This is a genomic window from Chitinophaga polysaccharea (assembly GCF_902150045.1).
GTDB classification, from domain to species: Bacteria; Bacteroidota; Bacteroidia; order Chitinophagales; family Chitinophagaceae; genus Chitinophaga; species Chitinophaga polysaccharea_A.
This window is the reverse complement of the sequence record NZ_CABFVU010000001.1, coordinates 1,411,970-1,437,056: the sequence shown is the minus strand read 5'-3', so window position 1 is coordinate 1,437,056 and position 25,087 is coordinate 1,411,970. Positions and strand designations below refer to the sequence as shown.

Sequence of the window (25,087 nt, the reverse complement as noted above, 5' to 3'; positions counted from 1 at the left end):
CTCTTTTTTGTTTTATAGTCGAACTGATCACAAATGGTAGCTATATGAACAGAAACCCAAAAGTCTTGCTTGTTGAGGATGATAAGGCATTCGGCGGTATTGTCAAACAGCACCTGGAACAAGCCGGTTACACCGTTGAGCATTGTTTTGATGGCGTGGATGCCTGGAATCTTTATTCAAGGTCCAAATACGATATCTGCCTGATCGACATTGTACTTCCGAAAATGAACGGTTTTGAACTGGCAAAGGAGATCCGGAATGTTACCATGCTCACGCCCATTTTTTTCCTGTCGGCCGAAAAAACCGGGGAAGAAGACCGTATCAGCGGTTTCCAGCTGGGAGGGGATGGTTACCTCGTAAAACCATTCAGTTTTGAAGAGCTGGTAAAGAGAATGAAGGTGATCCTGAAATGGACCCGGCCCAACCGCACCGAGTTGCTGGTAGGGCATACGGTCGACAACATCACTTTCCATTACCGGAAAATGAAGATTTTTGAAGCCAACAGCAAGCTGGCCAGGGGGAGGATTTCTCCCATTGAGGCTAAAATGCTGCGGTATTTCCTCAGCCGCCCCAATATCATCGTACAAAAAGACGAGGTGCTGCTCCGGGTATGGGGAAAAGAAGATTTTTATGCCAGCCGGAGTATGGACGTATTCATTGGCCGCGTCCGCAGGTTACTCAAACTGGTGCCCCGCATTGAGCTGGAAACCGTTTATAACGTAGGTCTCCGGCTGAATGTACCGGAAGACATTCTGCCGGTAAAGATCACTGTGCCCCTTCATTGATTTATTTTTTCCCTGCTGAATAATCATCTGTCCACCCTTCCCGGTATCCGCCGGGTAAGGGTGGCTGTTTTTTGTCAGACACTGCTTTTTTCTTTCAGATTATATTAAATCGTAACTTTATAGTAATGGAAACAGTGGTTGTACAAAAATATAATTTAGACGAAGAGCAGGAAAAGAAGGAAATCGTTCGGCATTACCGTGCTTTATTGAGGGCGTTGAAACCCCGTTTGAAAAAAGGCGACAGGGAGCTGGTACGTACTGCTTTTGAAATGGCAGCAGATGCACACAAGGAAATGCGGCGTAAATCCGGGGAGCCTTACATATTGCATCCGCTGGCCGTAGCGCAGATCTGCGTAGAGGAAATAGGCCTGGGCGTACGTTCCGCCATATGTGCCCTGCTCCACGATACCGTGGAAGATACCGAAGTAACACTGGAAGATGTGTCGCGCGAGTTCGGGAATGAGATCGCACATATCGTTGATGGTCTCACAAAAATATCTACCGTAATAGATTCCAGTACCAGTACCGCACAGGCAGAGAATTTCAAGAAGATATTACTGACGCTGGCGGATGACCCGCGGGTAATCCTTATCAAGCTGGCAGACAGGCTGCACAACATGCGCACGCTCGATAGCATGAGCCGGGAAAAACAGCTGAAAATAGCTTCTGAAACCGTGTTCATCTATGCGCCGCTGGCTCACCGTCTTGGGTTATACAATATCAAATCCGAACTGGAAGACCTGGCGATGAAATATACGGAGCAGCAAACCTACCGTGAAATAGCCAAACGACTCAAGGAAACCAAACGTGAGCGTACCCGCTATATCAACGAATTTATCAAGCCTATCAAGGAAGTGCTGCAGGAAGAAGGATTTGAATTCGAGATTTACGGCCGTCCGAAATCAATCCATTCCATTCATAACAAGATCAAAACAAAAGGCGTTGCCTTTGAAGAAGTATACGATCTTTTTGCCATACGTATCATCCTGGACTCTCCTATAGAAAAGGAAAAGGCGGATTGCTGGAAGGTATATTCCATCATTACTGATTTTTACCACCCCAGCCCCGAAAGGACCCGCGACTGGCTCAGCAACCCGAAATCCAACGGCTACGAAGCGCTGCACGTAACGGTAATGGGCCCTAGCGGTAAATGGGTGGAAGTGCAGATCCGCTCCAAACGTATGAACGATTATGCGGAAAAAGGGGTGGCCGCCCACTGGCGGTACAAGGAAGGTAGCAATGCCTCCGCCCAGCAGGAATCCAAATTTGATCAGTGGTTTACCCAGATCAGGGAAATCCTGAACAATCCCGATTCCAATACGCTCGATTTCCTGGCCGATTTTAAGAGCAACCTCTTCACAGAGGAAATTTATGTATATACCCCCAAAGGGGACCTTAAAATATTGCCCGTAAATTCTACAGCACTGGATTTTGCCTACTCTATCCACAGTGCTGTGGGCAACAAATGTATTGGCGCCAAGGTGAACTACAAACTGGTGCCCCTGAGCCATAAACTGCGCAGTGGCGACCAGGTAGAGATCATTACCTCCAATAAACAGAAGCCTTCGGAAGACTGGCTCAACTTTGTGCTTACGGCCAAAGCCAAATCCAAGATCAAGGATGCGCTGAAGGAAGAAAAGCGTAAAGTGGCCATGGACGGGAAGGCCGCGCTGGAGCGTAAGTTGTCGCATTTGAATATTTCTGCCAGTCAGCATAATATCAATGAGCTGGTTCAGTTCTACAAACAACCTTCCCCGCTGGATCTGTATTACCAGGTGGCAGTGAGGAACATTGACCTGAAAGAGCTGAAACAGTTTTCTGTACTGGGCGATAAACTGGAGCCGCCAAAACCGGTGAAAGTGCCGGAGCATGTACCGGAAGAACATGTGAAACATCAGCTGCCCTCTAAAAAAGATGCAGAGCTGATCATTTTCGGGGAAAGCTCAGATAAGATCGCCTATAAACTGGCGAACTGCTGCCGCCCCATTCCAGGCGACGACGTATTTGGCTTTATCACAGCCAGCGAAGGATTGAAGATACACCGTACCAATTGCCCCAATGCCGCCCAGTTACTGGCTAACTACGGCCATCGCGTGGTAAAGACCAAGTGGGTGAAAAACCGCGAAATTTCCTTCCTTACTGGTTTGCGTATCATCGGTATGGATGATGTGGGTGTAATCCATAAGATCACCAACATTATTTCCGGTGAACTGAAGATCAATATTTCCGCCCTCAGCATTGAGTCGAAAGAAGGCTTATTTGAGGGGCTGATCAAGGTATATGTGCACGACAAGGAAGAACTGGATGAGCTGGTAGAAAGGCTTAAAAAGCTCGATGGCATACAATCCATCCAGCGCCTGGAAGAATCTTAATCAGACCTGTAAACAACGGATAAAGAATTATTGGCCATGGGAAGGTTTCTTGCTGAAATCTTCCCATTTCTCTGTAATTACGCCGGGGAATTAGTAATTTGTTTGTAATTCTTAATATTCGCCTTAATTTTGCGACTTCTTTTAAAGCAACAAACCTCCGATATTTAATTAAATCATTATGGTAGACGTTTTGTTAGGCCTGCAATGGGGCGACGAAGGCAAAGGTAAGATTGTGGACTATTTTGCCGGCAGGTACGACGTGATTGCCCGTTTCCAGGGTGGACCAAATGCTGGTCATACTTTGTATGTAAACGGTCAGAAAGTAGTATTGCGCACCATCCCATCAGGTGTATTTCATGATAAGACCATTAACCTGATCGGTAACGGTGTGGTGCTGGATCCTGTAGCTTTCAAGAAAGAAAGTGAAGATATTTCAGCTCTGGGAGTAGATCTGACAAAAAATCTGTTTATTGCTGAAAAAACGCATATCATTGTTCCTACTCACCGTGCACTGGACAAAGCTTCTGAAATAGCAAAAGGAAATGATAAAATAGGTTCTACTTTAAAAGGTATAGGCCCCGCTTACATGGATAAAACCGGTAGAAACGGTTTGCGTGTAGGTGATGTGTTATCCCCTGATTTTAAGGTAAACTACGAGAAACTGAAGCAGAAACACCTGCAGCTGTTATGTCAGTATGATATAAATGAATTTTCAGAAGATATTGCCAACTGGGAAGCTGAGTTCTTTGAAGCTATTCCTTTCCTGCAGAAAATGAATGTGGTAAGTGGTGAATATTTCCTGAACGAACAATTGAAAGCAGGTAAAAAGGTTTTGGCCGAAGGCGCCCAGGGAAGTATGCTGGACGTGGATTTTGGAACTTATCCTTTTGTTACTTCTTCCAATACCATTTCTGCCGGCGTTTGTACCGGTTTAGGTATTGCACCGCAGTGGATCAAAGAGGTAATCGGCGTTACCAAAGCATATTGCACCCGCGTTGGCAGCGGACCTTTCCCTACCGAACTGCATGATGCTACCGGTGAACAGCTGCGCTCCGCAGGTCATGAATTTGGCGCAGTAACCGGCCGTCCGCGCCGCTGCGGCTGGATCGATCTGGTTGCACTGAATTATACCTGCATGCTGAGCGGCGTTACCCAACTGGTAATGACAAAAAGCGATGTACTCGACGAATTTGATGAAGTGCTGGCCTGCACTGCTTACGAAATTGACGGAAAACAAACAAAGCAATTGCCCTTCCAGCTTAACGGTCTGGACATTAAACCGGTATGGGAAACGTTTAAAGGATGGAGTGATAAAACTTCTACCTGCCAGCAGTTCAACGAGTTACCGGCGGAAATGAAAGCATTTGTTGCAGCAGTAGATACTTACCTGGGGGTTCCCGTGAAATACGTTTCCAATGGACCTGGACGTGATCAGATCCTTGAAAAGTAAGAGCAAAAAAGTAAGGAAAAAAAACAGCAAAAAAAATTTGGCGAATAAAAAAAACTATTAAAACTTTACGGCAAAGAAATAAGGTAACCTATTATGAAATCAAAATCTGATAAAGAGAAAGAGACCAAAAAAACTACTTCTCCTAAGACTGCAAAAGACGCTCCCAAAGCTGCGGCCAAGCCTAAGAAAGAGGTGGATGACGATGATGATGAGGAGGAAGATGATGAAGATGTGAAACCTTCCAAATCTGCCTCAAAGAAATCAGATAAGTCTGCATCCAAATCCAAACGCAAAGACGACGATGAGGAGGATGATGACGATTCAGATGATGATGACGACCTGGATGATGCTTGGGAAAAAGGAGAGGATGATGATTATGATCCTGATTTTGAAGAATTTGACATGCCTAAGTCAAAGGGTAAACGCGGCCGCCCCAGCACCGGCAGCAAGAAAACCGATGACGACGATGATCTGGGTATCGATGATGAATTCAAAGATATGGATCTGTTCAACGATCGTTTTGATGATGACGATGACGATTTTTAGTTGTGATCTGATTGGAAATTGCTCTTTTGCAAACTCTTGACGAGATTTTTAAGTACTAAAAACACGATTGTTATCAGGATTTTCCACACTTTTCCGGTTGATGATCAGAAAATATTTAAGCAACAAATGTTGGATTGGGGAAACCAGTTCAACATTTGTTGTTTTTTAGACAATAATAACTACTCCTCCCCATGGCACCGGTATGAAGCCGTACTCGCCGCAGATGCGTTGCATACCCTCGAAATAAACGCCGGTAACGCTTTCCCCGCTTTACAGCAGTTTCATCAAACACATGGCGACTGGCTCTTCGGGCATCTGGCCTACGATCTTAAGAACGAAACAGCACCGGGCCTTCAATCCAGGCATTACGATGGCATCGGGTTCCCGGATATGCATTTCTTTGTGCCCCGTGTGATCATACAACTGCAAAATGAACAGGCACATATCGGCGGGGAATCTTTCACCAGGGAAGAAGCACAGGAAATACTCACCGCCGTTTTACACACACCTCCGGATGCAGCACAGGTGGTTACTTCCTCAGTACAACCGCTGCAAAGCCGCCTGGATCATCAACGCTATCTTACCGCAGTGAAAAACCTGCAGCAGCATATCCTGCAGGGCGACTGCTACGAGGTTAATTTCTGCCGCGAGAACTTTGTCGAAAATATAAGCGTACATCCCCCTGCCTTATTCACCCGGTTGAATGATCTTTCGCCATCGCCTTTCGCCGCATATTACCGCCTGCATCAATGCTACCTGGCCTGCTCCAGCCCTGAGCGGTTTATCCGCAAAGAGGGGAGTACCGTTATCTCCCAGCCTATTAAAGGTACCAGCAGGAAAGATGCGGATCCTGTTAAAGACAGGCAGTTGCAGCAGGACCTGCTGAACAGCGCAAAAGAACGTGCTGAAAATGTAATGGTGGTAGATCTTGTACGCAATGATTTGTCGCGCACGGCCATGCAGGGAACAGTGGAAGTAACTGAGCTTTTTGGCATCTATTCCTTTGCCCAGGTACATCACATGATCTCTACAGTTTCTGCACAGATATCTCCCGGAACACCTTTCACAGAAGTGTTGCGCAACGCTTTCCCAATGGGCTCTATGACGGGCGCGCCAAAGATCAGGGTGATGCAGTTGATTGAACAATATGAGCAAACCCGCCGGGGACTTTATTCAGGAGCCATAGGATATATTACGCCGGCAGGTGATTTCGACTTCAACGTGGTGATCCGCAGTATGCTGTATAACGCCGGTAACCGTTATCTCTCTTTCCAGACCGGCTCCGCTATCACTTTTTACAGTGATCCCGAAAAAGAATGGGAAGAGTGCTTACTGAAAGCCGCTGCTATGGAAAAAACCGTTACCGGCTGAATAACTGTTCCATCGCTTCATTGATGGTAGGATAAGAATACTGGAAACCGGTCCGTTGTATTTTGTCGGCGGAAGCCTTTACACTTTTCAACACTTCCACACTCATTTCTCCCAATGCCAGTTTAAGGGCAAAAGAAGGCACATAAGTGGTCATAAAGCTCTTGCCTTTGGCCATCCGGGCCATGCTGAGAATCAGCTCACGGTTGGTAACGGGGTTGGGTGCTACTGCGTTGTAGATCCCCTCCAGCCGGTCGTTTACAATGGCGTTGAAGTATAGCCGTACAATATCGTGGATATGTATCCAGGGAACAAACTGTTCACCGGATCCAAGTATGGTGGCAAATCCGAAGCGCAGCGGCTTGTAGAACTCCTTTAAGGCGCCGCCATCCTGGCTGAGCACAATGCCTGTCCGGAAAATTACCAGCTTTTTATCAAGCCCGGTTACTTTGGATATACTTTGTTCCCAGGCCTGGGTAGTAGTGGCCAGGTAGTCTGTTGCGGGAGGGTCTGTTTCTGTGAAGATATGATCTGAGTACTCTCCATAGAACCCGGTTGCCGACGCGCTGATCACTTTCTTTACCTTGTTGGGGAAGTTTTTCAGTGCGGTATAGATCAGTTCACTGCTTTTGGTGCGGCTGTCTGTAATTTCCTGTTTGCGTGCAGCCGTCCAGCGTTTTTCACCCACATTGGCGCCCGCCAGGTGTACAATATAGTCTGCCTGTTGAATGGCTTCTTTGTCTATTGTTTGCGTTTCTACATTCCAATGGGCATATGTAACATCCCTGTTGCTGCGTTTATCAGGGCGCCTGCTGAGGATAATCACTTTATAGCCGCGCTCCAGCAGCAGCCGGGTTAATGCCGTCCCTATAAGCCCCGTTCCACCGGTTATAATAACGGTATCCATTCAATAATAGCTGCTTTTAAAAAATAATTTAATAAAAATACACAATAAATCGGGCCTTTTGGAATTTATGTAAAAGCAGGGCTTACCGGCTTTAAATAGACAAGTTAATTTCTGAATTTTAATGTAAGTTTGAAAATGGCATCAACAAACGGGCCATCTGCATTATCATAAAAATAATCTGAAATCTATATTACCGCATGCATACGCTATACCGCCTACAATTATTATTGCTGCTGCTTTTCGCCGGCACAGTAGCAATGGCACAGAAAATAACCTATTCTGAACCGGAGAAGGACGACTATAAAAGCACCGAATTTGAGATTATAGGTAAAGTAGCAGGCAATATACTGGTGTATAAAACAGACCGCGGCGAGTATGTAGTGTCTGTTTATGATAACGGGATGCAGCTGAAAGAAAGGGTGAAACTGGACTTTCTGCCACGTAAGGTGATCAGTATGGACTTTGTGGCCTATCCAGACAGGGTGCTGATGATTTACCAGTTTCAGCGTAAAGACGCTGTATATAGTTTCTGCGCAACCATGTCGCCCGAAGCAAAATTTGCAGATGCACCCCTCCTGATCGATTCCACCCGCATTGGTATGTATTCCAAAGAGAATAAGGTATATTCTGTGGAAGTGTCGGAAGATAAAAGCCGTATCATGGTGTATAAGATCAACCAGGATAACGAGAACAACAATATATTCTACACCTTCCTGTACGATAGCGCCATGAGCCTGGTGAACAACAGCCGGCTTTCCATGCCCATGCAGAAGAGGCAATTCCTCAGCAATTTTAATCTTACCAATACCGGTGACCTGATCTTTAACAAACTGGAACGTACCTCCAACCGCGACTATGTCATCAGCGGAAGCATGATAGTGAAACGCCCGCTGGTCGACAGCTTTGAGACGTCTCCCATGGCGCTCAAGGCACAGTTGCTGGATGAGGTGAAAATGAAGCTTGATAATAATAAGCAAACGGCGCTTGTTACCGCTTTTTATTACAAACAGAAGAGGGGTAACGTGGAAGGGCTTTACCTGTATAAGTATGACTACGCCAACTATAAAACCATATACGAGAAATCGCAGGTATTTCCCGACGATCTGAAAGCCAATGCCCGCGGCGAATCCAGCACCAACGCCGCCTTTAATGATTACTTCATCCGTAAGATCATTAACACCAGCAACGGCGGGTTCCTGCTTACGGCAGAATCATTTTCCACTTCTTCCCGCTACCAGCCCTGGAACCGGTGGAATTACATGTATGGCAGTCCTTATGGCGGTATGTATGCCCCTTATTATTACTCACCCTATTCTTCCATGTATTACAACCCGTACTACTGGAACAATTCACAGGGATTACGCTACCATTACGACAATGTAGCGGTGCTTTCCTTTGACGATGAAGGCAACATGCAGTGGAATAACTTTGTACATAAAAGCCAGTTTGATGATAATGCAGACCTTTACCTGTCGTACCTGATGGTAAACGTGGGCAGCGAATTACGTTTTCTGTATAATGAACTGGACAGGAGAAGTTATATGTTAACAGATGTTAGTCTGGCCCCGGGAGGTAAAGTGAATCGCATGCCTACGCTGCGTAACCTGGACAAAGGTTTCACCTGGATGCCCCGGTATGGCAAACAAATCAGCGCCCGTACTGTGGTGATACCATGCATTTACAGGAATTATATTTGCTTTGCTAAAATTGACTTTTAATCACACCTTTGCACTGTGATAAAATTTTTTCGCTCAGGCAATCCGTTAACGGTATTGCTGTTGTTAATATACACGCTGGTTGTTAAGTTTTACTATCTGATCCATCCGTCCACTTACATGGCAGACGGATCAGAAGGGCTTTTGTATCACCTCCTGGTGAAATGGATGGCAACATTTACCGGCGGCAGCCCGCTGGTATTTACCTCGCTGGCAATATTGCTGCTGTTTTTACAGTCGCTGTTCTTTACCCGTATCATTAATCATCACCGGTTATTTCCCAAGCCCACCTACCTGCCGGCCATGTGCTACCTGTTGTTTACCTCCATGCTGCAGAGCTGGAATGTATTTTCACCGGCACTGATCGTGAACCTGATCATGTTATGGGTATTTACAAGCATAACGGAATTGTATACACGTACCTCAGCCCGTGATGTGGTGTTTAATATCGGGTTTGCCCTGGGAATAGGCGGGCTCTTTTATTTCCCGTCTGTTATATTCTGTTTCCTGTTGCTGGCCAGCATGCTCATTATGCGTGCCTTCCGGCTGGCAGAATGGATCATTGCCGTGCTGGGGCTCATTTGTCCGCTGTACCTGATGGGCACCTACCTTTTCCTTACCGGCCAGATGACCCTGCTCCGGAAGATCCCGAATATGGGAGCCTCCCTGCCTATGATCAGTGATTACAAGGTATGGGGAGCCATGGTCGCATGTTTGCTCTTTTTTGTGATAGGATGGCTGCTGTTGCAGCGCCCGCTTAAAAAAATGCTGATACAGGGCCGTAAAATATGGGCCGCATTAATCATATATGTACTGGTAGCCATCACGGTACCCTTCTTTAATGTTCACTTTTCGGCAGCGTACTGGGTCCTGGCAGTTTTGCCGATCTCCATGTTTGCCGGCAACGTATTCTGGTCGGTCACCAACGACACATTTGCCAACATTATCCACTTCATTGCCCTGGCATATGTTATCGTAATGCAATATTTCAGCTGATTTCCTCATTTTAAGGGCCTGATTACCAGTATTTTGTTAAATCAGGACAAACGGCAATGGAAAATTGCGAACGGCGAAGTAATTTTGTCCTTTCCCATTAGTTTTGTCATTCGTAAAAATGGTGGCAAAAACGAGGAAAAAAACGTTTTAAAAGCATTATTTACATATAAACACAAAACATTTTCAGATGAAATTTGGCGTTGTCACCTTTCCCGGTTCTAATTGTGATCATGATATGATTGATTCCCTGCGTAACGACCTCGGGCAGGAAGTTATAGAACTGTGGCATAAGGATAAAGACCTGAGCGCATTCAGTACGGAAGATTGCATCGTATTACCCGGTGGTTTTTCCTTTGGCGACTACCTGCGTTGCGGCGCTATTGCGAAGTTCAGCCCTATGATGCAGAGTGTGATCGAATTTGCCAACAAAGGTGGCCGTGTAATTGGTGTTTGTAACGGTTTCCAGGTGTTATGCGAAGCAGGTTTGCTGCCAGGCGTATTATTACAGAACCAGCACCAGCAGTTCATCTGCAAAAATGTATACCTGAAAAGTGAAAACACCACTGCATCCCTTACCAAAGATGTAGCAGGCAGGCCGTTAATGATCCCTATCGCACACGGAGAAGGCCGTTACTATGCAGACGACGCCACCCTGGATGAGCTGTTTAAGAACAACCAGGTATTATTCCGGTACTGCGATGAGTTTGGCAACATTATTGAAACTGCTAACCATAACGGCGCCATCCGTAACATAGCCGGCATCTGTAACAAAGCAAGAAATGTTTTTGGTATGATGCCCCACCCGGAAAGAGCTACAAGTCTCGCCCTGGGAAATACAGATGGGCAGCTGATTTTACAAAGTCTTATTAATAATAATTAGATAGATCAAACCTACCAACCAATTAAAAAGAAAAGCATGAAAAAATTATTAACAGCACTGGCTTTATTTGCCCTGCCTATCCTGGCAAGCGCGCAGATAGAGAACCCGGTAAAATGGAGCTTTACAGCGAAGAAGGTGAATGCCACTACCTACGAAGTACACGCTACTGCCACTATTGATGCCGGCTGGCATCTGTATGCACAGGAAGCAGGGGAAGGCCCGGTACCAACCTCGTTTAAATTTGCAAAAAACCCATTGGCCGCTTCTGTAGGAAAAGTGGAAGAAGTAGGCAAATTGCATAAATCGTTCGACAAAAACTTTAACTCAGAACTGAAGTTCTACGAAAACACTGTCGACTTCATACAAAAAGTAACGGTAAAAGGTAAAGCCGCTACCAAAGTAAAAGGTTCAGTAGAGTTTATGGTGTGCGACGATCATCAGTGTTTGCCTCCTAAGGAAGTGGAATTTGCAGTAAGTGTTGGAGGAAAATAAATTGAATCCGGTAACTGATAACAATACTCGCAAAACGAGTTCCTTTTGAGGAACTCGTTTCTTGTTTTCTCAGATTTATATTATTTAAAGCCTATTGACTATATGAAGCATTTGCTTTCATTTCTGATACCTGTCTTTGCCCTCTTTGCATTTCATGCAAACGCGCAGGACGCAGACCCGAAGCCTGTTAAATGGCAGTTTTCTGCAGAAAAGAAAAACGACCAGGAATATGCGCTGCATCTGAAGGGCACCATAGATAAAGGTTGGCTCCTGTTTTCCACTACCATGGGAAACGATGATCCCAATACCAGGGTAGCGCTGGATAGCAGCATTAAAGCCACTATTACCGGTATCACGGAAAATGGCAAACTGGAGAACCGTAAAGAACCGTTATTCGATAATCTCGAGATCAGATATTTTGAGAACGAAGTGGAACTGGTAGCGGCGGTAAAAGCCACCGGCCCCGTTTCAAAACTTTCCGGCACCATTACCTACATGGTATTGAAAGGAGAGGATGCGGTACCGGAAGAAACTACTTTCAGTGTACCGGTAGAAGCCCCGGCCACTGCCAAAGCAGCTGCTGATACTACAGGCGCCCCGGCCGCAAACGATGATATAGCCGATGATGATGCTTCCAATAAATCTTTGTGGTGGATCTTCCTGGCCAGTTTTGGCGGCGGGTTTATTGCACTGATCACGCCCTGCGTATTCTCTATGATCCCTATTACAGTGAGCTTCTTTACCAAGCGTAGTGAAACCAGGGCACAGGGGATTAAAAATGCATTTACTTATTCCCTGTCTATTATTGTCATTTATACACTGCTGGGCTTCCTGATCACCAAAATTTTCGGGGCAAGTGCCCTGAACTCACTGGCCAGCAATGGTGTTGCCAATATGATCTTCTTTGTGATCTTCCTGTTGTTTGGATTCTCGTTCCTGGGGGCTTTTGAAATAAGCCTGCCCAGTTCCTGGGCTAATGTGTCGGACTCCAAAGCGGGCATGGGCAGCATGTTAGGTATTTTCTTCATGGCGCTTACACTGGCCATTGTGTCGTTCTCCTGCACGGGTCCTATTTTAGGCAACCTGCTGGTACTGGCTGCCAAAGGAGGTAACTCCGGGCCGCTGATAGGAATGTTTGGTTTCTCACTGGCACTGGCTATACCATTTTCTTTATTTGCGCTGTTCCCCAGTTTGCTGAATAAGATCGGTAAATCCGGAGGCTGGCTCAATGCCGTGAAGGTAACATTGGGCTTCCTGGAACTGGCACTGGCGCTGAAATTCCTGTCGAATGTGGATATGGCTTATCACTGGAACCTGCTCGACAGGGAAATATTCCTTGCGCTGTGGATTGCCATTTTTGCGCTGCTCACGCTGTACCTGGTGGGTAAGCTGAAGCTGAGCCACGACAGTGATGTTCCTTTCCTCACCGTTACCCGTCTTTGTTTTGCCATTGCAGCCTTCACCTTCACCATTTACATGGTGCCTGGTATGTGGGGCGCGCCGCTGAAAGGGATCAGCGGATTCCTGCCGCATGAAGGCTCACAGGATTTTAATCTCAATAAATCACTGGTCGATATCCAGGCATCCCTGGAAAGTGGTGCCGGAAGCGGCGCCGGCGGCAATAATGTGAATGTGGTGAAACCAAAGAAACTGGTAGATATCCTGCATTCGGAAATTCCTGGTGTCGAAAACCTGTTCTTCAATTATGAAGAAGCGCTGGAAGCCGCTAAGGTGGCTAATAAGCCGTTGATGCTCGACTTTACTGGTCATACCTGTGTGAACTGCCGCAAGTTTGAGAAATCGGTATTGTCTGCACCTGCGGTAATGAAAATCCTGCGCAACGATTTCGTGGTGGCTTCCCTGTATACCGATGAGAAAACCTCTCTGCCGGATGAAGAGAAGTATGTGTCTAAAGCAACCGGTGAAAAGGTGAATAACGTGGGGCAGCGGAACCAGGATATCGAGGTAACTAACTTCAACCGTAACTCACAGCCCTACTACATCCCGGTAGACCTGGAAGGTAAGCCGCTGGCAAAGAAGGGCTATGGTTATGATCCGAAGGAAGACGTAGATGCTTTCGTAAAATATCTCGAAGACGCAAAAGCGGAATTTGCAAAACGTCATGCGAAATAGATAACTGTTTTAAAAAAAGAAGGCCGTTTGTATCATACAAACGGCCTTCTTTTTTTAAACAGTTATCAGAATGCATAGCTAATGAGTTCTGCGCCGCTAACTTTCTCCTGCTGGCCGGTGGTAAGGTTTTTAACGCTTACCAGGTTTTCCTGCAGTTCAGATTCACCGAGGATGATCACATAGGGAATGGCTCTTTTGTCAGCATATTTCATCTGTTTATCCATCTTGGCCGGTTCATGAAATAATTCGGCTGCAACTCCCTGCCGGCGCAATTGCATCATGTAGTTGAAAGCTGCGCGGGCGCTGGCTTCCCCCAGATTCAGGAATAATATTTTGGTAGATTGCTGCGCGGTTTGCGGGAATAATTTCAGTTCTTCCAGTACATCGTAAATACGGTCAACACCAAAGGAGATGCCAACACCGGAAATACCAGGAAGCCCGAAAAGGCCCGTCAGATCATCGTATCGGCCGCCGCCGCCAATGCTGCCCATTTTCACGGCAGGCGGTGCTTTTACTTCCACGATCATACCGGTGTAGTAATTGAGGCCGCGTGCCAGTGTTACATCAATGATAGGGGCGGTATTGAAAGTGGCATAGCCGGAATTGAGCACAAATGACAGTTCTTCAATACCTTTCAATGCAGTAGCGGAAGATTGCAGGAGTGTTGTCAGCTGCGCCAGTTTTTCTTCGCTGCTTCCGTCGATGGCCAGGAACTTTTCGATGGTATCAATATCAGTACTGCTTAACCCCCGTTCCTGTAATTCTTTTCTTACGCCGTCTGCCCCTATTTTATCCAGTTTATCTATGGAGATGGTAATATCGGTGAGCAATTCAGTTTTGCCGATCACCTCAGCGAGGCCAAATAATATTTTACGGTTATTGATGCGGAGCTCATATCCCTGCATACCTAATTTAGTAAGTACAGTATCGTAGATCAGCAGTAATTCTACTTCATTCAGTAAGGAGTTGCTGCCTACCACATCAGCGTCGCACTGGTAGAATTCGCGGTAGCGGCCTTTCTGTGGCCGGTCTGCCCGCCATACCGGTTGTATCTGGTAGCGTTTGAAGGGAAGGGCCAGTTCGTGCTGATTCATTACCACATAACGTGCAAAGGGAATGGTGAGATCGTAGCGCAGGGCTTTTTCGGTGATAGCGGCCACCAGTTCCCTGTTGTCGTTGGCTTGCCGGGCTTCGTCAAAAATCTCTCCGTTGTTCAGTACTTTGAACATCAGTTTATCCCCTTCCTCCCCGTATTTCCCGGTGAGGGTGGACAAATTTTCCATCGCGGGTGTTTCCAGCGGCTGAAAGCCGAATACTTCGAAAGTTTCGCGGATGGTCTGGAAAATATAGTTACGTTTTCTTACTACTACGGGGCCAAAATCACGGGTGCCTTTAGGAATACCGGGCTTTATCATCTCAAAAAAATATTAAAAGTTTTATGGTTGCTGGTCTGCGATGTTTTCGCAGGCCTCATATATCATTTTATAAACAGGAGCAAACAGTGCATCATCAAACCAGGGATCAGGAACATCCTGCTGATCCGGTAACAGGAAGGCTACTTTTGCTTTATCGGCGTTGTTACGGGCCTGCCGCAATACATCAGCATAATTATTCCTGTCCATAACATAGATGCGGTCAAAGGTATCAAAGTCGGCGGTCCGGAACTGCCTGCCCCGTAACCCGGTGATGTCTACGCCATTTTTCCTGGCTTCCTTTACGGAGCGGTGATCCGGTGGATGGCCCACGTGCCAGTTACCGGTGCCGGCGGAGTCAATTTCCCATTCCAGTCCCCTTGCTGCTGCGAGGTGCCTCATGATCCCCTCTGCCAGCGGAGAGCGACAAATATTGCCCAGGCAAACCATCAGTATCTTCATGCGGATGAATATTTGAATATCAGGCCGCAAACCTACAAGATATTATGGAAATCTGCGTCTATTTGCATCTTTTAACGGTAACAGGGGAAAAAAACAGAGATTTTCAAGTTATAGAGAAGTATTTACCGCAAACTGTAATAATCAGTAAATGATTATATTTTAAATCAAGAAATTACAACATGTTGAAAAAATGCCTCAGATTGCGGCTGGACAAGTAAAAGAGTGCGGTTTTAAGGCAGTTTTTTAACATTCTTCTAAAATTCTCTATACCCGATTAAAAAATTATTTTTTGTATAATTGTAATTCGCAACATGGAAACACACGAAGAACAAACAAGCAGACGGCAGGAAAACAGGTATCGGCCAATGGGTGAGCTGATCAGGGGAATATTCTTTATACTCTTTGGCTTGTTCGCAATTTTTGCGGAAAAGCTGGGACTGGGAGAATTCAGATTATCCCCGCAGATGATGAGTATTGTTGGCGCGGTTTTAATAGTCTACGGCCTCTTTAGGGTTTATAACGGAGTGAGAAAACTTTTTTTTAACAGGAACTAAAGAGGTGTGATATGTTTTTCAGTTTAAAAAGAATGAATGCTGTATATTTAGCAGCTATTATATTGGTGATGGCCTCGTGCGGGCCAAATCCCAATGCGAAAAAACTGGATACGGCAACAGAAGGCACCATCCATATCAGTGTGGATGAAACATACAAGCCGCTGATTGATTCAGAGATAAAGGTTTTTGAATCACTGTACCCGAAAGCACATATCATCCCTACCTATAAACCGGAGGCTGATTGCTTTAAAGATCTTTTAAATGATAGTGCCCGTTTGATAATCGTTACCCGCGATTTCAACCAGCAGGAACGCGACTACTTCAAGCAGATTAAAATTACGCCTAACAGCCTTTTACTTGCCTGGGACGCACTTGCGCTGGTAGTAAATAAAGATAATCCTGATTCTGTGCTGAACATGGAACAGGTGAGAGGGATCATGGATGGCACCAACGATGAAAGGAAATGGCAGCTGGTGTTTGATAATGCCAACTCAAGCACTGTGCGGTATATCATGGATTCCATTAATAAGGGTAAGCCTTTGCCAACCAATACAATGGCTGCGAAAACAAACCCGGAAGTGGTGGATTATGTAACAAAAAACAAGGACGCGATTGGTGTAATAGGTGTTAGCTGGATCTCTGATCCTAACGATTCATTGTCAATGGCTTTTACACGTGAAGTATCTGTAGTAAGACTGAGGGCAGATAATGGTTCGGAATTTGTTAAGCCATACCAGGCCTATATTGGTATTGGCACCTATCCGTTAAAACGCGGCTTCTTCTATTGCCTGAAAGAACCATATCATGGTCTTGGCAGTGGATTTGCAACCTTTCTCGGTAGTTATGAAGGACAGCTTGTAATGAAGCAGTTCCGGTTATTCCCGGCGAGATTGAATGTAGTATTCAGGGAAGCCAACCTAAAGTAGAAGAAAAACACAACTAAAACTAAAAAACCAGATTGCATGAACAAACGGAAAAGTTTAATCGTAGCATTGCTTTGCGCCGCCTCAAGCGGTGTGATGGCCCAATCTGTGGAAGACGGACTGAAAGACCTGTATTACGGTAAGTACCTGTCTGCCAAGCAGAATTTAGAGAAAGTGATTGCGGCAAAGCCTACGGAAGACAAAGCGTATTATTACCTCGGTATAGCCCAACTTGGTATGGAAGATGTTGCCGGTGCAACAGCCACTTTCCAGAAGGGTTTACAGGCGGTTCCTACCTCTGCTTTACTGCAGGTTGGTATGGGGCGTATTGACCTGCTGAAGGGAGATGCTGCTGCCGCTAAAGCCAAATTTGAAGGTGCCAGCACTGCCACACAGGGCCGCGACGGAGATGTTGCGCGTGCTATTGCCGATGCCAACACCGAAATCAAAGGTGGCGACCGTGCATATGCACTCACTGTAATGGAAAAACTCCTGAACAATGAGGGCCGTAAGAAAAAAGAACAATACACGCCAACTGCAGCCGACTATATTGAACTGGGAGATGCTTACCGCTTCCTGGGTGGTGAAAACGGTGGTAAAGCCATCACTACTTATGAGAAAGCACTGGAGCTTGATCCTAACAACGCTGAAGCAGTAATGAAGCAGGGTTTGGTGAACTATAACGCCAGGCTGAAAGCTGAAGCAGTGGCCGATTATACCAAAGCTACCAACATGGACCCTAAATATGGCCCGGCTTTGTATGAACTGTTCCTGTTCTATACTACTCCTAAGAAAGATCAGCTTTCCTGGGAAAATGCAGCACAATACCTGGAAAAATACATGGCGGTAGCCGATCCTGCTGATAAAACCAAGAATGAGCTGCTGGCAGCTTCTATCTCTTTCTTCAAGAAAGATTATGACGGCGCTATCAGCAAAGGTCAGGCAGCATTGGCAGGCGCCAGCGATGCCTATAAGAACCAGTTGGTACTGCTGATCGGTGACTCTTACCTCCAGAAAGGTGATTCCCTGAATGCGCAGAAAACAATGGATGCTTATGCGCAGCAGGTTGGAGAAAGCAAACTGGATTCTGCAGATTACAAACTGTTGTCAGCCATCTACATGAAGCTGAAATCTTCTGATTCTGCTACCCAGGAAGGTTACACCAACAAAGCGCTGGGTTACCTGGAAAAATATGCTAACTCAATCACTGCAAAAGATCCTGAAACATTCCTCCAGATCGCCGATCAGCTGAAAGCAGCTAAAAAATATACTGCTGCTGCAGAATGGTATGAAAAAGCGAATGCACTTAGCGTTGCAAATAAGGAACAATTACAGGCAATCGACTACTTTAACGTAGGTATTAACTACTACTATGGCGCTGTAACCGCAAAACCAATTGACACTGTTCTCCTCGCCAAAGCAGATTCCGCTTTCCAGAAGGTAATCGAAGTAAAACCAGATCTGGGAACTGGTTACTACTGGAGAGGTCAGAGCAATTTTGCGAAAGATCAACAGGCACAGGCTGGTGTTGCAAAGCCTTTCTATGACAAATACATAGAAATGTCTGAAGGAGATCCTGCCAAAAACAGGAGCACCCTGATCAATGCTTACACTTATGAGCTGTTATACTACTACTTTAAGGAGGATAAAGCCAATGTTAAGGTTTATGCAGATAAACTGACTGCTATCGATCCTAATAACATTTCTGTTAAGCAGATCACCGAAAACATGGCCGCCCGCGAAAAACCAGCCGCTAAGCCAGCTGCTAAGCAGGGCCAGAACAAGAAATAAGCATTATTTGCATATAATTGCTAAAAAACCTCCTGTACTCACAGGAGGTTTTTTAGTTTCCGTTTGGTGAAAAAAGATAATATTTTAACTCTTAATAGATTTGATAATTGGTCAACTTACAGTATTTTTGCGCATTCGGACACTGTTTTTATCGGGAAGCTTATGTATACAGAAACTGTATTTTTGTCAGCAACGACTACTCCTTTTAGCTATTTCCCTATAGTACTGCAATTAATTGCTGCTTTAGGTTTCGTTGGGATCACGATGTTAGCTACTCACTTTTTAGGTCCTAAACGCAAAACCAGCGACAAGCTTATTAACTTTGAAAGTGGTATCGAGCAAAAGGGCAATGCCCGTCAGCCGGTGGCCATCAAGTACTTTCTGACCGCTATTCTTTTCGTGTTATTTGATGTGGAAGTAATCTTTTTCTACCCTTATGCGGTTAATTTCAGGGAATTGGGATGGGAAGGCTTTACCGCTGTGCTGATGTTTGTAGGCTTCTTTTTATGTGGATTTATCTACATTACAAAGAAGGGTGCACTGAAATGGGAAGATTAATTAACTCTTTAAATTAAAACCAATGGCTCGTCCGGTTCAATATAATAACAAGGTGAAGATGGTGGAAATCCCCGAGGGATATTCCGGTGAAGGGTTTTATGCCACCTCTTTTGACAAGGTGATAGGTTTGGCGCGTAAAAACTCTATCTGGCCTTTACCATTTGCTACCTCCTGCTGTGGTATCGAATTTATGGCTACCATGGCCGCTACTTACGATATGGCCCGTTTTGGGGCTGAACGTATGGCCTTTACGCCGCGCCAGTGCGATTTGCTGATGGTAATGGGCACCATTTCCAAAAAAATGGGACCTATTGTACGCCAGGTGTACCTGCAAATGGCAGAACCACGCTGGGTAATGGCCGTGGGCGCCTGCGCTTCCAGCGGTGGTATATTTGATACCTATTCTGTATTACAGGGGATCGACCAGGTGATTCCGGTAGATGTGTATGTGCCGGGATGCCCTCCAAGACCAGAAGGTATCATCGATGGCTTCATGAAAATACAAGCCCTGGTAGGCCAGGAAAGTCTGCGCCGCCGTAACTCCGACAGGTATAAAGAACTGATGGAGTCTTACGGGATCAAGTAAGCAGAGGGGAATGGTTAATTGTAAATCGTAAATTTCAAATTGTTAATGTCTTTAACAAACGAACGCATACAGCAACGCCTGACGGAGAAGTTTGGAGATGTGCTAACCGGCTTTGAAGAGCCGTTTGGGCTGCTTACCCTCACCGCACAGAAAGATTATAACCTGAAAGTAATGCAATTCCTGTTTGATGATGAGGAATTGCGTTTTCGTTTTTTAACGGATATCACTGCTGTGCATTATCCCGAACGGAAGAACGAAGAACTGGCAGTAGTATATCACCTGCATAACCTGCAGGATAATATCAGGCTCCGTCTGAAAGTTTTTGCACCCGTAGCCAAACCAGACGTTTTTACAGCAACCAAACTGTATGAATCTGCCAACTGGATGGAAAGGGAAACTTACGATTTCTTCGGGATCAACTTTGTAGGGCATCCTAACCTGATCCGTGTACTGAATGTAGACGAAATGACCTATTTCCCCATGAGAAAGGAATTTCCGCTGGAAGACTCCATGCGCATCGATAAAGATGATGAGATGTTTGGAAGGGGAGGAAATCTTTAATACAACGAGGTTATGTTAGATCAAAAACAACATATAAAACTGCCGGAAGGCTCTATAGAAAAAGATACGCAAACGCTTAACCTGGGCCCTACACACCCGGCTACGCATGGCGTATTTCAAAACATTCTGGAAATCGATGGCGAACGTATCGTAAGCGCTGTTTCTACCGTAGGGTATATTCACCGCGCATTTGAGAAAATTGCAGAACGCCGCCCTTATTACCAGATCACACCACTCACAGACCGCCTGAACTATTGCTCAGCCCCCATCAATAATATGGGCTGGCTGCTCACAGTAGAAAAGCTCCTCGGCATTGAAACGCCTAAAAGAGTGGATTACCTCCGCGTAATCATCATGGAGCTGGCCCGTATAGCCGATCACCTGATCTGTAGCTCCGTAATGGGAGTAGATACCGGTGCATTAACCGGTTTCGTATACGTGATGACCTACCGCGAACTGATCTACGAAATTTACGAAGAGATCTGCGGGTCCCGCCTTACCACCAACATCGGCCGTATTGGCGGATTTGAAAGGAATTTCACACCGGCTGCCTTTGCAAAAATAGAACGCTTCCTGAACGAATATCCCGCTGTGCTGAAAGAGTTTGAAACCCTGCTTACCCGTAACCGTATTTTTATGGAACGTACACAGGGTGTAGGTGCTATCTCCGCAGAAAGAGCGCTCAGCTACGGCTTTACCGGTCCTAACCTGCGCGCTGCCGGTGTGGACTATGATGTACGCGTGGCCAATCCATACAGCTCTTATCAGGATTTCGACTTTTCTATACCGGTAGGTACTACCGGCGACAGCTACGACCGTTTCCAGGTGCGTAATGCCGAAATGTGGGAAAGCATCAGCATTATCCGCCAGGCGATGGATAAACTGAAAAGCCTGCCGGCAGATGTATACCACGCAGATGTACCTGCTTATTACCTGCCTGAAAAACAGGATGTTTATACAAAAATGGAGGCGCTCATCTATCACTTTAAAATAGTGATGGGAGAAGCAGATATACTTCCCGGTGAAGTGTACAACGCAGTGGAAGGCGCAAATGGGGAACTTGGTTTTTACCTGATCAGCGATGGTGGCCGCAGCCCTTACCGGTTGCACTTCCGCCGTCCCTGCTTCATTTACTACCAGGCTTACGCCGAACTGGTACAAGGCTCTATGCTGAGCGATGCGATCGTTTGTATGAGTAGCCTGAACCTGATTGCAGGTGAACTGGATGCGTAGTTGCGCTATTGAATATTTCGAAGATTAAAGCTGAATAAAAAAATGGCTGTGGTTCAATTTTCTGAAGAGAAACTGAATAAAGTAAAAGAAATCATTGCACGCTACCCGGAAGGAAAGCAGAAAAGTGCGTTGATACCGGTGTTGCACCTGGCTCAGGAAGCATTTGGTGGATGGCTGAGTGCAGAAACAATGGACTACGTTGCTACTTTACTGCAACTGAAATCAATTGAAGTGTATGAAGTAGCTACCTTCTACAGCATGTTTAACCTGAAACCCGTAGGCGCCTATTTATTTGAGGTATGCCAAACAGGTCCATGCATGGTAAGTGGCTCCGATCAGATCATTGATTACATTAAAAGCAAGCTGGGTATCGGCGTAGGTGAAACTACCGCCGATGGGCTGTTTACCCTTAAAACGGTAGAATGCCTCGGCGCCTGCGGTTATGCTCCCATGATGCAATTGGGCAAACATTACAGGGAACACCTTACGCCGGCCAAAGTAGATGAAATCATTGCGGAATGCAGGTCTAAAGCAAACGCGAACTGATGCATCCTAAAAACAACATGATCGTGCGTGCAAAGGAAATGTATCAGCGCCACAAATTATTAATAGCGGAAGCTATACTGCTGATGTTGTTACTCACAGCACTGTGGCGGATCGATAACTGGCTTGTTTCCGTTATTTGTGGTGTCAGCGCAGGACTCCTGTTCTACAGGCTGGCAGAACGCATTTCGCAACACGGCATACGTAAGGCATAAAAGATATACACAAATCTGGTAATGACGCCGGAAATACCGGTAACATTACACCATAAGGAAGACAATGGGACGCAAATTACTGTTAGATAAAGCACATATTGAAGGCATCCGGTACTTTGATACCTACCGGAGCAACGGCGGTTATGCTGCAGCTGAAAAAGCGCTGAAAACCCTGGGACCGGACGGCGTACTGGATGAAGTGAAGAAGAGCGGCCTTAGAGGTCGTGGCGGCGCGGGGTTCCCTACCGGCCTGAAATGGAGTTTCATCGCCAAACCGGAAGGCGTGCCACGCTACCTGGTTTGCAATGCCGATGAATCGGAACCAGGTACGTTCAAAGACCGCTACCTCATGGAATTCATTCCCCACCTCCTCATTGAAGGATTACTGATCTCCAGCTTTGCCCTCGGCGCTAACAGTTGCTATATCTACATCCGCGGCGAGTACGCCTGGATCCCGGATATCCTGGAACAGGCCATTGCAGAAGCAAAAAATAAAGGCTGGCTGGGAAAAAATATCCAGGGCAGTGGTTTTGATCTTGAAATATATGTACAACGCGGCGCCGGCGCCTATATCTGCGGTGAAGAAACAGCCCTGATAGAATCCCTGGAAGGCAAACGCGGTAACCCACGTATTAAACCGCCATTCCCCGCGGTGAAAGGCCTGTGGCAGTCGCCTACCGTGGTAAACAACGTGGAAACACTGGCTGCAGTAGTGCCTATTATCAATATTGGCGGCGACGAATATATTAAATACGGCACCGGCAAATCTACAGGTACCAAGCTTATCTCTGCCTGCGGTAATATCAACAAACCCGGTGTTTATGAAATCGAAATGAATATCTCCGTAGAGGAATTCATCTACTCTGATGAATATTGCGGAGGTATCAAAAATAATAAAAGGCTGAAAGCCTGTATCCCCGGCGGTTCTTCCGTACCGGTATTACCCGCTAACCTGCTGCTGAAAACTGCAAAAGGCGAAACCCGGATGATGACCTATGAAAGCCTTGCCGACGGCGGGTTTGCAACAGGATCTATGTTGGGCTCCGGCGGATTTATTGTAATGGACGAAGACCAGTGTATTGTTCGCAACACCCTTACCTTCGCACGCTTTTATCACCATGAAAGCTGCGGCCAGTGCAGCCCTTGCCGTGAAGGCACCGGATGGATGAAGAAAGTGCTGCACAACATCGAGTATGGTAAAGGCAAAATGAGCGACATCGATTTACTGTGGGATATCCAGCGTAAAATAGAAGGAAACACGATCTGCCCGCTTGGCGATGCAGCAGCATGGCCGGTAGCAGCAGCCATCCGTCACTTCCGTGATGAATTTGAATGGCATGTGGCAAATCCCGAAGAATCACAGACCCGTAACTTCGGCCTGGCCCATTACGCAGATCCGTTGCCGGTACCAACACCAGCAGCGGTATAACGGGTATGTATCTACTGAAAAAAAGAATCTATATATAACAAACGTTGCTCCCCGCGAGCACAAAAGATATTAAGATGGCGGAGGAAATAAAATTATTTAAGGTTAAGATCGATAACATCTCTGTAGAGGTGGAACCCGGTACAACCATACTGAATGCGGCCCGGAAGATAGGAGGAGAAGTAGTGCCGCCGGCCATGTGTTACTATTCCAAACTGCAGGGCAGCGGCGGTAAATGCCGTACCTGCCTGGTAAAAGTATCCAAAGGCTCCGATGCCGATCCGCGCCCCATGCCTAAACTGGTGGCCAGCTGCCGTACTACCGTAATGGATGGTATGGAAGTGGCCAACATCACTTCCCCGGAAGTACTGGATGCACGTAAGGGCGTGGTGGAATTCCTGCTGCTCAATCACCCGCTGGACTGCCCGGTTTGTGATCAGGCGGGAGAGTGCCACCTGCAGGACCTGAGCTACGAGCACGGCGCCGACAGCACCCGTTACGAGTTCAAACGCAGAACATTTGATAAAGTGGATCTCGGCGATCATATCAAACTGCATATGACACGCTGTATCCTTTGCTACCGTTGTGTATACACTGCCGATCAGCTCACAGAAAAACGCGAACATGGTATCCTGGGCCGTGGCGATGCTTCCGAAATCAGCACCTACATCTCCCAGTCGCTCGATAACGACTTTATCGGTAACGTCATCGACGTTTGCCCGGTAGGCGCGTTGACCGATCAAACCTTCCGCTTTAAAAACCGTGTATGGTTCCTGAAACCGGTAGATGCGCACCGTAACTGCGAAAATCCGAAATGCTGCGGTAAAACCGTATTGTGGATGCGTGGCGATGAGATATTCCGCGTAACTGCCCGTAAAGATAAATACGGGGAAGTGGAAGATTTTATCTGCGATACCTGCCGCTTCGATAAGAAAGATGCAAAAGACTGGATCATTGAAGGTCCGCGCAAAATAGAACGTAACAGCGTTATTTCCCAGGGTCACTACGTAAATACCGTAAAACCTAAAGATCCGCTGGTGGAAGTACTGGATGGAAGACAACCACGGTTGTTATTTGATATCCACTCTGAAAGCAAGGTAAACAGGCCTGATATCGAACTGTCGAAGATCGACGGCCCTGCTCACTCTGATGATTTTAAGAAGTAACAATCGTAATTAC

Annotated in this window: 23 protein-coding genes; 20 read left to right on the top strand and 3 right to left on the bottom strand. The window is 46.2% G+C overall.

From position 1 onward, the window contains the following. The first annotated feature begins 44 nt into the window (after positions 1-44). From FN124_RS05760 to FN124_RS05740, 5 genes are all read left to right on the top strand, one after another. Positions 45-785 (top strand): response regulator transcription factor, encoded by a 741-nt coding sequence (locus FN124_RS05760; RefSeq protein WP_142683798.1) that lies wholly within the window; start codon positions 45-47, stop codon positions 783-785. Between the two features lie 125 nt (positions 786-910). After that, entirely contained in the window at positions 911-3,157 is a 2,247-nt protein-coding gene (locus FN124_RS05755) for a RelA/SpoT family protein (RefSeq protein ID WP_142683797.1), read from the top strand. 178 nt (positions 3,158-3,335) lie between these two features. Further along, complete coding sequence (locus tag FN124_RS05750; RefSeq protein WP_142683796.1) at positions 3,336-4,607, top strand: adenylosuccinate synthase; 1,272 nt, start codon at positions 3,336-3,338, stop codon at positions 4,605-4,607. 93 nt (positions 4,608-4,700) lie between these two features. Further along, positions 4,701-5,153, top strand: a complete 453-nt coding sequence (locus FN124_RS30840; protein WP_185937103.1) for a hypothetical protein — start codon at positions 4,701-4,703, stop codon at positions 5,151-5,153. A gap of 126 nt (positions 5,154-5,279) precedes the next feature. Beyond that, positions 5,280-6,524, top strand: coding sequence for an anthranilate synthase component I family protein (locus FN124_RS05740; RefSeq protein ID WP_142683795.1), 1,245 nt, complete (start codon positions 5,280-5,282; stop codon positions 6,522-6,524). On the opposite strand, the gene FN124_RS05735 is transcribed toward FN124_RS05740, so the two are convergent. Continuing rightward, positions 6,514-7,428: a TIGR01777 family oxidoreductase gene (locus FN124_RS05735; RefSeq protein ID WP_142683794.1), complete on the bottom strand. Its 915-nt coding sequence runs from the start codon at positions 7,426-7,428 to the stop codon at positions 6,514-6,516. The genes FN124_RS05740 and FN124_RS05735 overlap by 11 nt on opposite strands. Positions 7,429-7,625: 197 nt before the next feature. Here FN124_RS05735 and FN124_RS05730 point away from each other — a divergent pair, with 197 nt between their 5' ends. The 5 genes from FN124_RS05730 to FN124_RS05710 all read left to right on the top strand — a co-directional run bounded on the left by FN124_RS05730 (position 7,626) and on the right by FN124_RS05710 (position 13,644). Beyond that, on the top strand, positions 7,626-9,146 hold the full coding sequence (locus FN124_RS05730; protein ID WP_142683793.1) for a hypothetical protein: 1,521 nt from the start codon (positions 7,626-7,628) through the stop codon (positions 9,144-9,146). Between the two features lie 15 nt (positions 9,147-9,161). Continuing rightward, the gene (locus FN124_RS05725; protein WP_142683792.1) at positions 9,162-10,139 is read left to right on the top strand and encodes a hypothetical protein; all 978 of its coding nucleotides are present in this window, start codon (positions 9,162-9,164) and stop codon (positions 10,137-10,139) included. A 187-nt stretch (positions 10,140-10,326) separates the two neighbouring features. Next, complete coding sequence (gene purQ / locus FN124_RS05720; protein ID WP_089892832.1) at positions 10,327-11,019, top strand: phosphoribosylformylglycinamidine synthase subunit PurQ; 693 nt, start codon at positions 10,327-10,329, stop codon at positions 11,017-11,019. A 36-nt stretch (positions 11,020-11,055) separates the two neighbouring features. Then, positions 11,056-11,511, top strand: a complete 456-nt coding sequence (locus tag FN124_RS05715; protein ID WP_142683791.1) for a protein-disulfide reductase DsbD domain-containing protein — start codon at positions 11,056-11,058, stop codon at positions 11,509-11,511. A gap of 102 nt (positions 11,512-11,613) precedes the next feature. Beyond that, positions 11,614-13,644, top strand: a complete 2,031-nt coding sequence (locus tag FN124_RS05710; RefSeq protein WP_142683790.1) for a protein-disulfide reductase DsbD family protein — start codon at positions 11,614-11,616, stop codon at positions 13,642-13,644. Positions 13,645-13,709: 65 nt separating this feature from the next. Here FN124_RS05710 and hisS read toward each other — a convergent pair whose 3' ends face one another. Both hisS and FN124_RS05700 read right to left on the bottom strand, forming a co-directional pair. Further along, positions 13,710-15,059, bottom strand: coding sequence for a histidine--tRNA ligase (gene hisS / locus FN124_RS05705; protein ID WP_142683789.1), 1,350 nt, complete (start codon positions 15,057-15,059; stop codon positions 13,710-13,712). A 21-nt stretch (positions 15,060-15,080) separates the two neighbouring features. Next, positions 15,081-15,518 carry a low molecular weight protein-tyrosine-phosphatase gene (locus FN124_RS05700; protein WP_142683788.1) on the bottom strand — a complete coding sequence of 146 codons (438 nt, stop codon included), beginning with the start codon at positions 15,516-15,518 and terminating at the stop codon, positions 15,081-15,083. 565 nt (positions 15,519-16,083) lie between these two features. Between FN124_RS05700 and FN124_RS05695 the strand changes: the two genes are divergently transcribed. The 10 genes from FN124_RS05695 to FN124_RS05650 all read left to right on the top strand — a co-directional run bounded on the left by FN124_RS05695 (position 16,084) and on the right by FN124_RS05650 (position 25,074). Then, complete coding sequence (locus tag FN124_RS05695) at positions 16,084-16,998, top strand: substrate-binding domain-containing protein (RefSeq protein WP_142683787.1); 915 nt, start codon at positions 16,084-16,086, stop codon at positions 16,996-16,998. Positions 16,999-17,034: 36 nt separating this feature from the next. Continuing rightward, positions 17,035-18,786, top strand: a complete 1,752-nt coding sequence (locus FN124_RS05690) for a tetratricopeptide repeat protein (protein WP_142683786.1) — start codon at positions 17,035-17,037, stop codon at positions 18,784-18,786. A gap of 66 nt (positions 18,787-18,852) precedes the next feature. Further along, the gene (locus FN124_RS05685; RefSeq protein ID WP_260607340.1) at positions 18,853-19,344 is read left to right on the top strand and encodes an NADH-quinone oxidoreductase subunit A; all 492 of its coding nucleotides are present in this window, start codon (positions 18,853-18,855) and stop codon (positions 19,342-19,344) included. A gap of 22 nt (positions 19,345-19,366) precedes the next feature. Then, the gene (locus tag FN124_RS05680; protein WP_142683785.1) at positions 19,367-19,930 is read left to right on the top strand and encodes an NADH-quinone oxidoreductase subunit B; all 564 of its coding nucleotides are present in this window, start codon (positions 19,367-19,369) and stop codon (positions 19,928-19,930) included. Positions 19,931-19,975: 45 nt separating this feature from the next. After that, entirely contained in the window at positions 19,976-20,491 is a 516-nt protein-coding gene (locus FN124_RS05675) for an NADH-quinone oxidoreductase subunit C (protein WP_142683784.1), read from the top strand. 12 nt (positions 20,492-20,503) lie between these two features. Beyond that, positions 20,504-21,724 carry an NADH-quinone oxidoreductase subunit D gene (locus FN124_RS05670; protein ID WP_142683783.1) on the top strand — a complete coding sequence of 407 codons (1,221 nt, stop codon included), beginning with the start codon at positions 20,504-20,506 and terminating at the stop codon, positions 21,722-21,724. Positions 21,725-21,766: 42 nt separating this feature from the next. Continuing rightward, positions 21,767-22,270: an NADH-quinone oxidoreductase subunit NuoE family protein gene (locus tag FN124_RS05665; protein ID WP_142683782.1), complete on the top strand. Its 504-nt coding sequence runs from the start codon at positions 21,767-21,769 to the stop codon at positions 22,268-22,270. Beyond that, complete coding sequence (locus FN124_RS05660) at positions 22,270-22,482, top strand: hypothetical protein (RefSeq protein ID WP_142683781.1); 213 nt, start codon at positions 22,270-22,272, stop codon at positions 22,480-22,482. The genes FN124_RS05665 and FN124_RS05660 overlap by 1 nt, the downstream gene beginning before the upstream one ends. Positions 22,483-22,546: 64 nt before the next feature. Further along, on the top strand, positions 22,547-23,911 hold the full coding sequence (gene nuoF / locus FN124_RS05655) for an NADH-quinone oxidoreductase subunit NuoF (protein ID WP_142683780.1): 1,365 nt from the start codon (positions 22,547-22,549) through the stop codon (positions 23,909-23,911). A 74-nt stretch (positions 23,912-23,985) separates the two neighbouring features. Then, on the top strand, positions 23,986-25,074 hold the full coding sequence (locus FN124_RS05650) for an NADH-quinone oxidoreductase subunit G (protein ID WP_142683779.1): 1,089 nt from the start codon (positions 23,986-23,988) through the stop codon (positions 25,072-25,074). The last annotated feature ends 13 nt before the right edge of the window (positions 25,075-25,087 follow it).

Bases quoted from the DNA above. Each gene is read 5' to 3' on its own strand.
- FN124_RS05760 (WP_142683798.1), top strand. From the start codon at position 45: ATGAACAGAAACCCAAAAGTCTTGCTTGTTGAGGATGATAAGGCATTC.
- FN124_RS05755 (WP_142683797.1), top strand. From the start codon at position 911: ATGGAAACAGTGGTTGTACAAAAATATAATTTAGACGAAGAGCAGGAA.
- FN124_RS05750 (WP_142683796.1), top strand. From the start codon at position 3,336: ATGGTAGACGTTTTGTTAGGCCTGCAATGGGGCGACGAAGGCAAAGGT.
- FN124_RS30840 (WP_185937103.1), top strand. From the start codon at position 4,701: ATGAAATCAAAATCTGATAAAGAGAAAGAGACCAAAAAAACTACTTCT.
- FN124_RS05740 (WP_142683795.1), top strand. From the start codon at position 5,280: ATGTTGGATTGGGGAAACCAGTTCAACATTTGTTGTTTTTTAGACAAT.
- FN124_RS05735 (WP_142683794.1), bottom strand. From the start codon at position 7,428: ATGGATACCGTTATTATAACCGGTGGAACGGGGCTTATAGGGACGGCA.
- FN124_RS05730 (WP_142683793.1), top strand. From the start codon at position 7,626: ATGCATACGCTATACCGCCTACAATTATTATTGCTGCTGCTTTTCGCC.
- purQ (WP_089892832.1), top strand. From the start codon at position 10,327: ATGAAATTTGGCGTTGTCACCTTTCCCGGTTCTAATTGTGATCATGAT.
- FN124_RS05715 (WP_142683791.1), top strand. From the start codon at position 11,056: ATGAAAAAATTATTAACAGCACTGGCTTTATTTGCCCTGCCTATCCTG.
- FN124_RS05710 (WP_142683790.1), top strand. From the start codon at position 11,614: ATGAAGCATTTGCTTTCATTTCTGATACCTGTCTTTGCCCTCTTTGCA.
- hisS (WP_142683789.1), bottom strand. From the start codon at position 15,059: ATGATAAAGCCCGGTATTCCTAAAGGCACCCGTGATTTTGGCCCCGTA.
- FN124_RS05700 (WP_142683788.1), bottom strand. From the start codon at position 15,518: ATGAAGATACTGATGGTTTGCCTGGGCAATATTTGTCGCTCTCCGCTG.
- FN124_RS05695 (WP_142683787.1), top strand. From the start codon at position 16,084: ATGTTTTTCAGTTTAAAAAGAATGAATGCTGTATATTTAGCAGCTATT.
- FN124_RS05690 (WP_142683786.1), top strand. From the start codon at position 17,035: ATGAACAAACGGAAAAGTTTAATCGTAGCATTGCTTTGCGCCGCCTCA.
- FN124_RS05680 (WP_142683785.1), top strand. From the start codon at position 19,367: ATGGCTCGTCCGGTTCAATATAATAACAAGGTGAAGATGGTGGAAATC.
- FN124_RS05675 (WP_142683784.1), top strand. From the start codon at position 19,976: ATGTCTTTAACAAACGAACGCATACAGCAACGCCTGACGGAGAAGTTT.
- FN124_RS05670 (WP_142683783.1), top strand. From the start codon at position 20,504: ATGTTAGATCAAAAACAACATATAAAACTGCCGGAAGGCTCTATAGAA.
- FN124_RS05665 (WP_142683782.1), top strand. From the start codon at position 21,767: ATGGCTGTGGTTCAATTTTCTGAAGAGAAACTGAATAAAGTAAAAGAA.
- FN124_RS05660 (WP_142683781.1), top strand. From the start codon at position 22,270: ATGCATCCTAAAAACAACATGATCGTGCGTGCAAAGGAAATGTATCAG.
- nuoF (WP_142683780.1), top strand. From the start codon at position 22,547: ATGGGACGCAAATTACTGTTAGATAAAGCACATATTGAAGGCATCCGG.
- FN124_RS05650 (WP_142683779.1), top strand. From the start codon at position 23,986: ATGGCGGAGGAAATAAAATTATTTAAGGTTAAGATCGATAACATCTCT.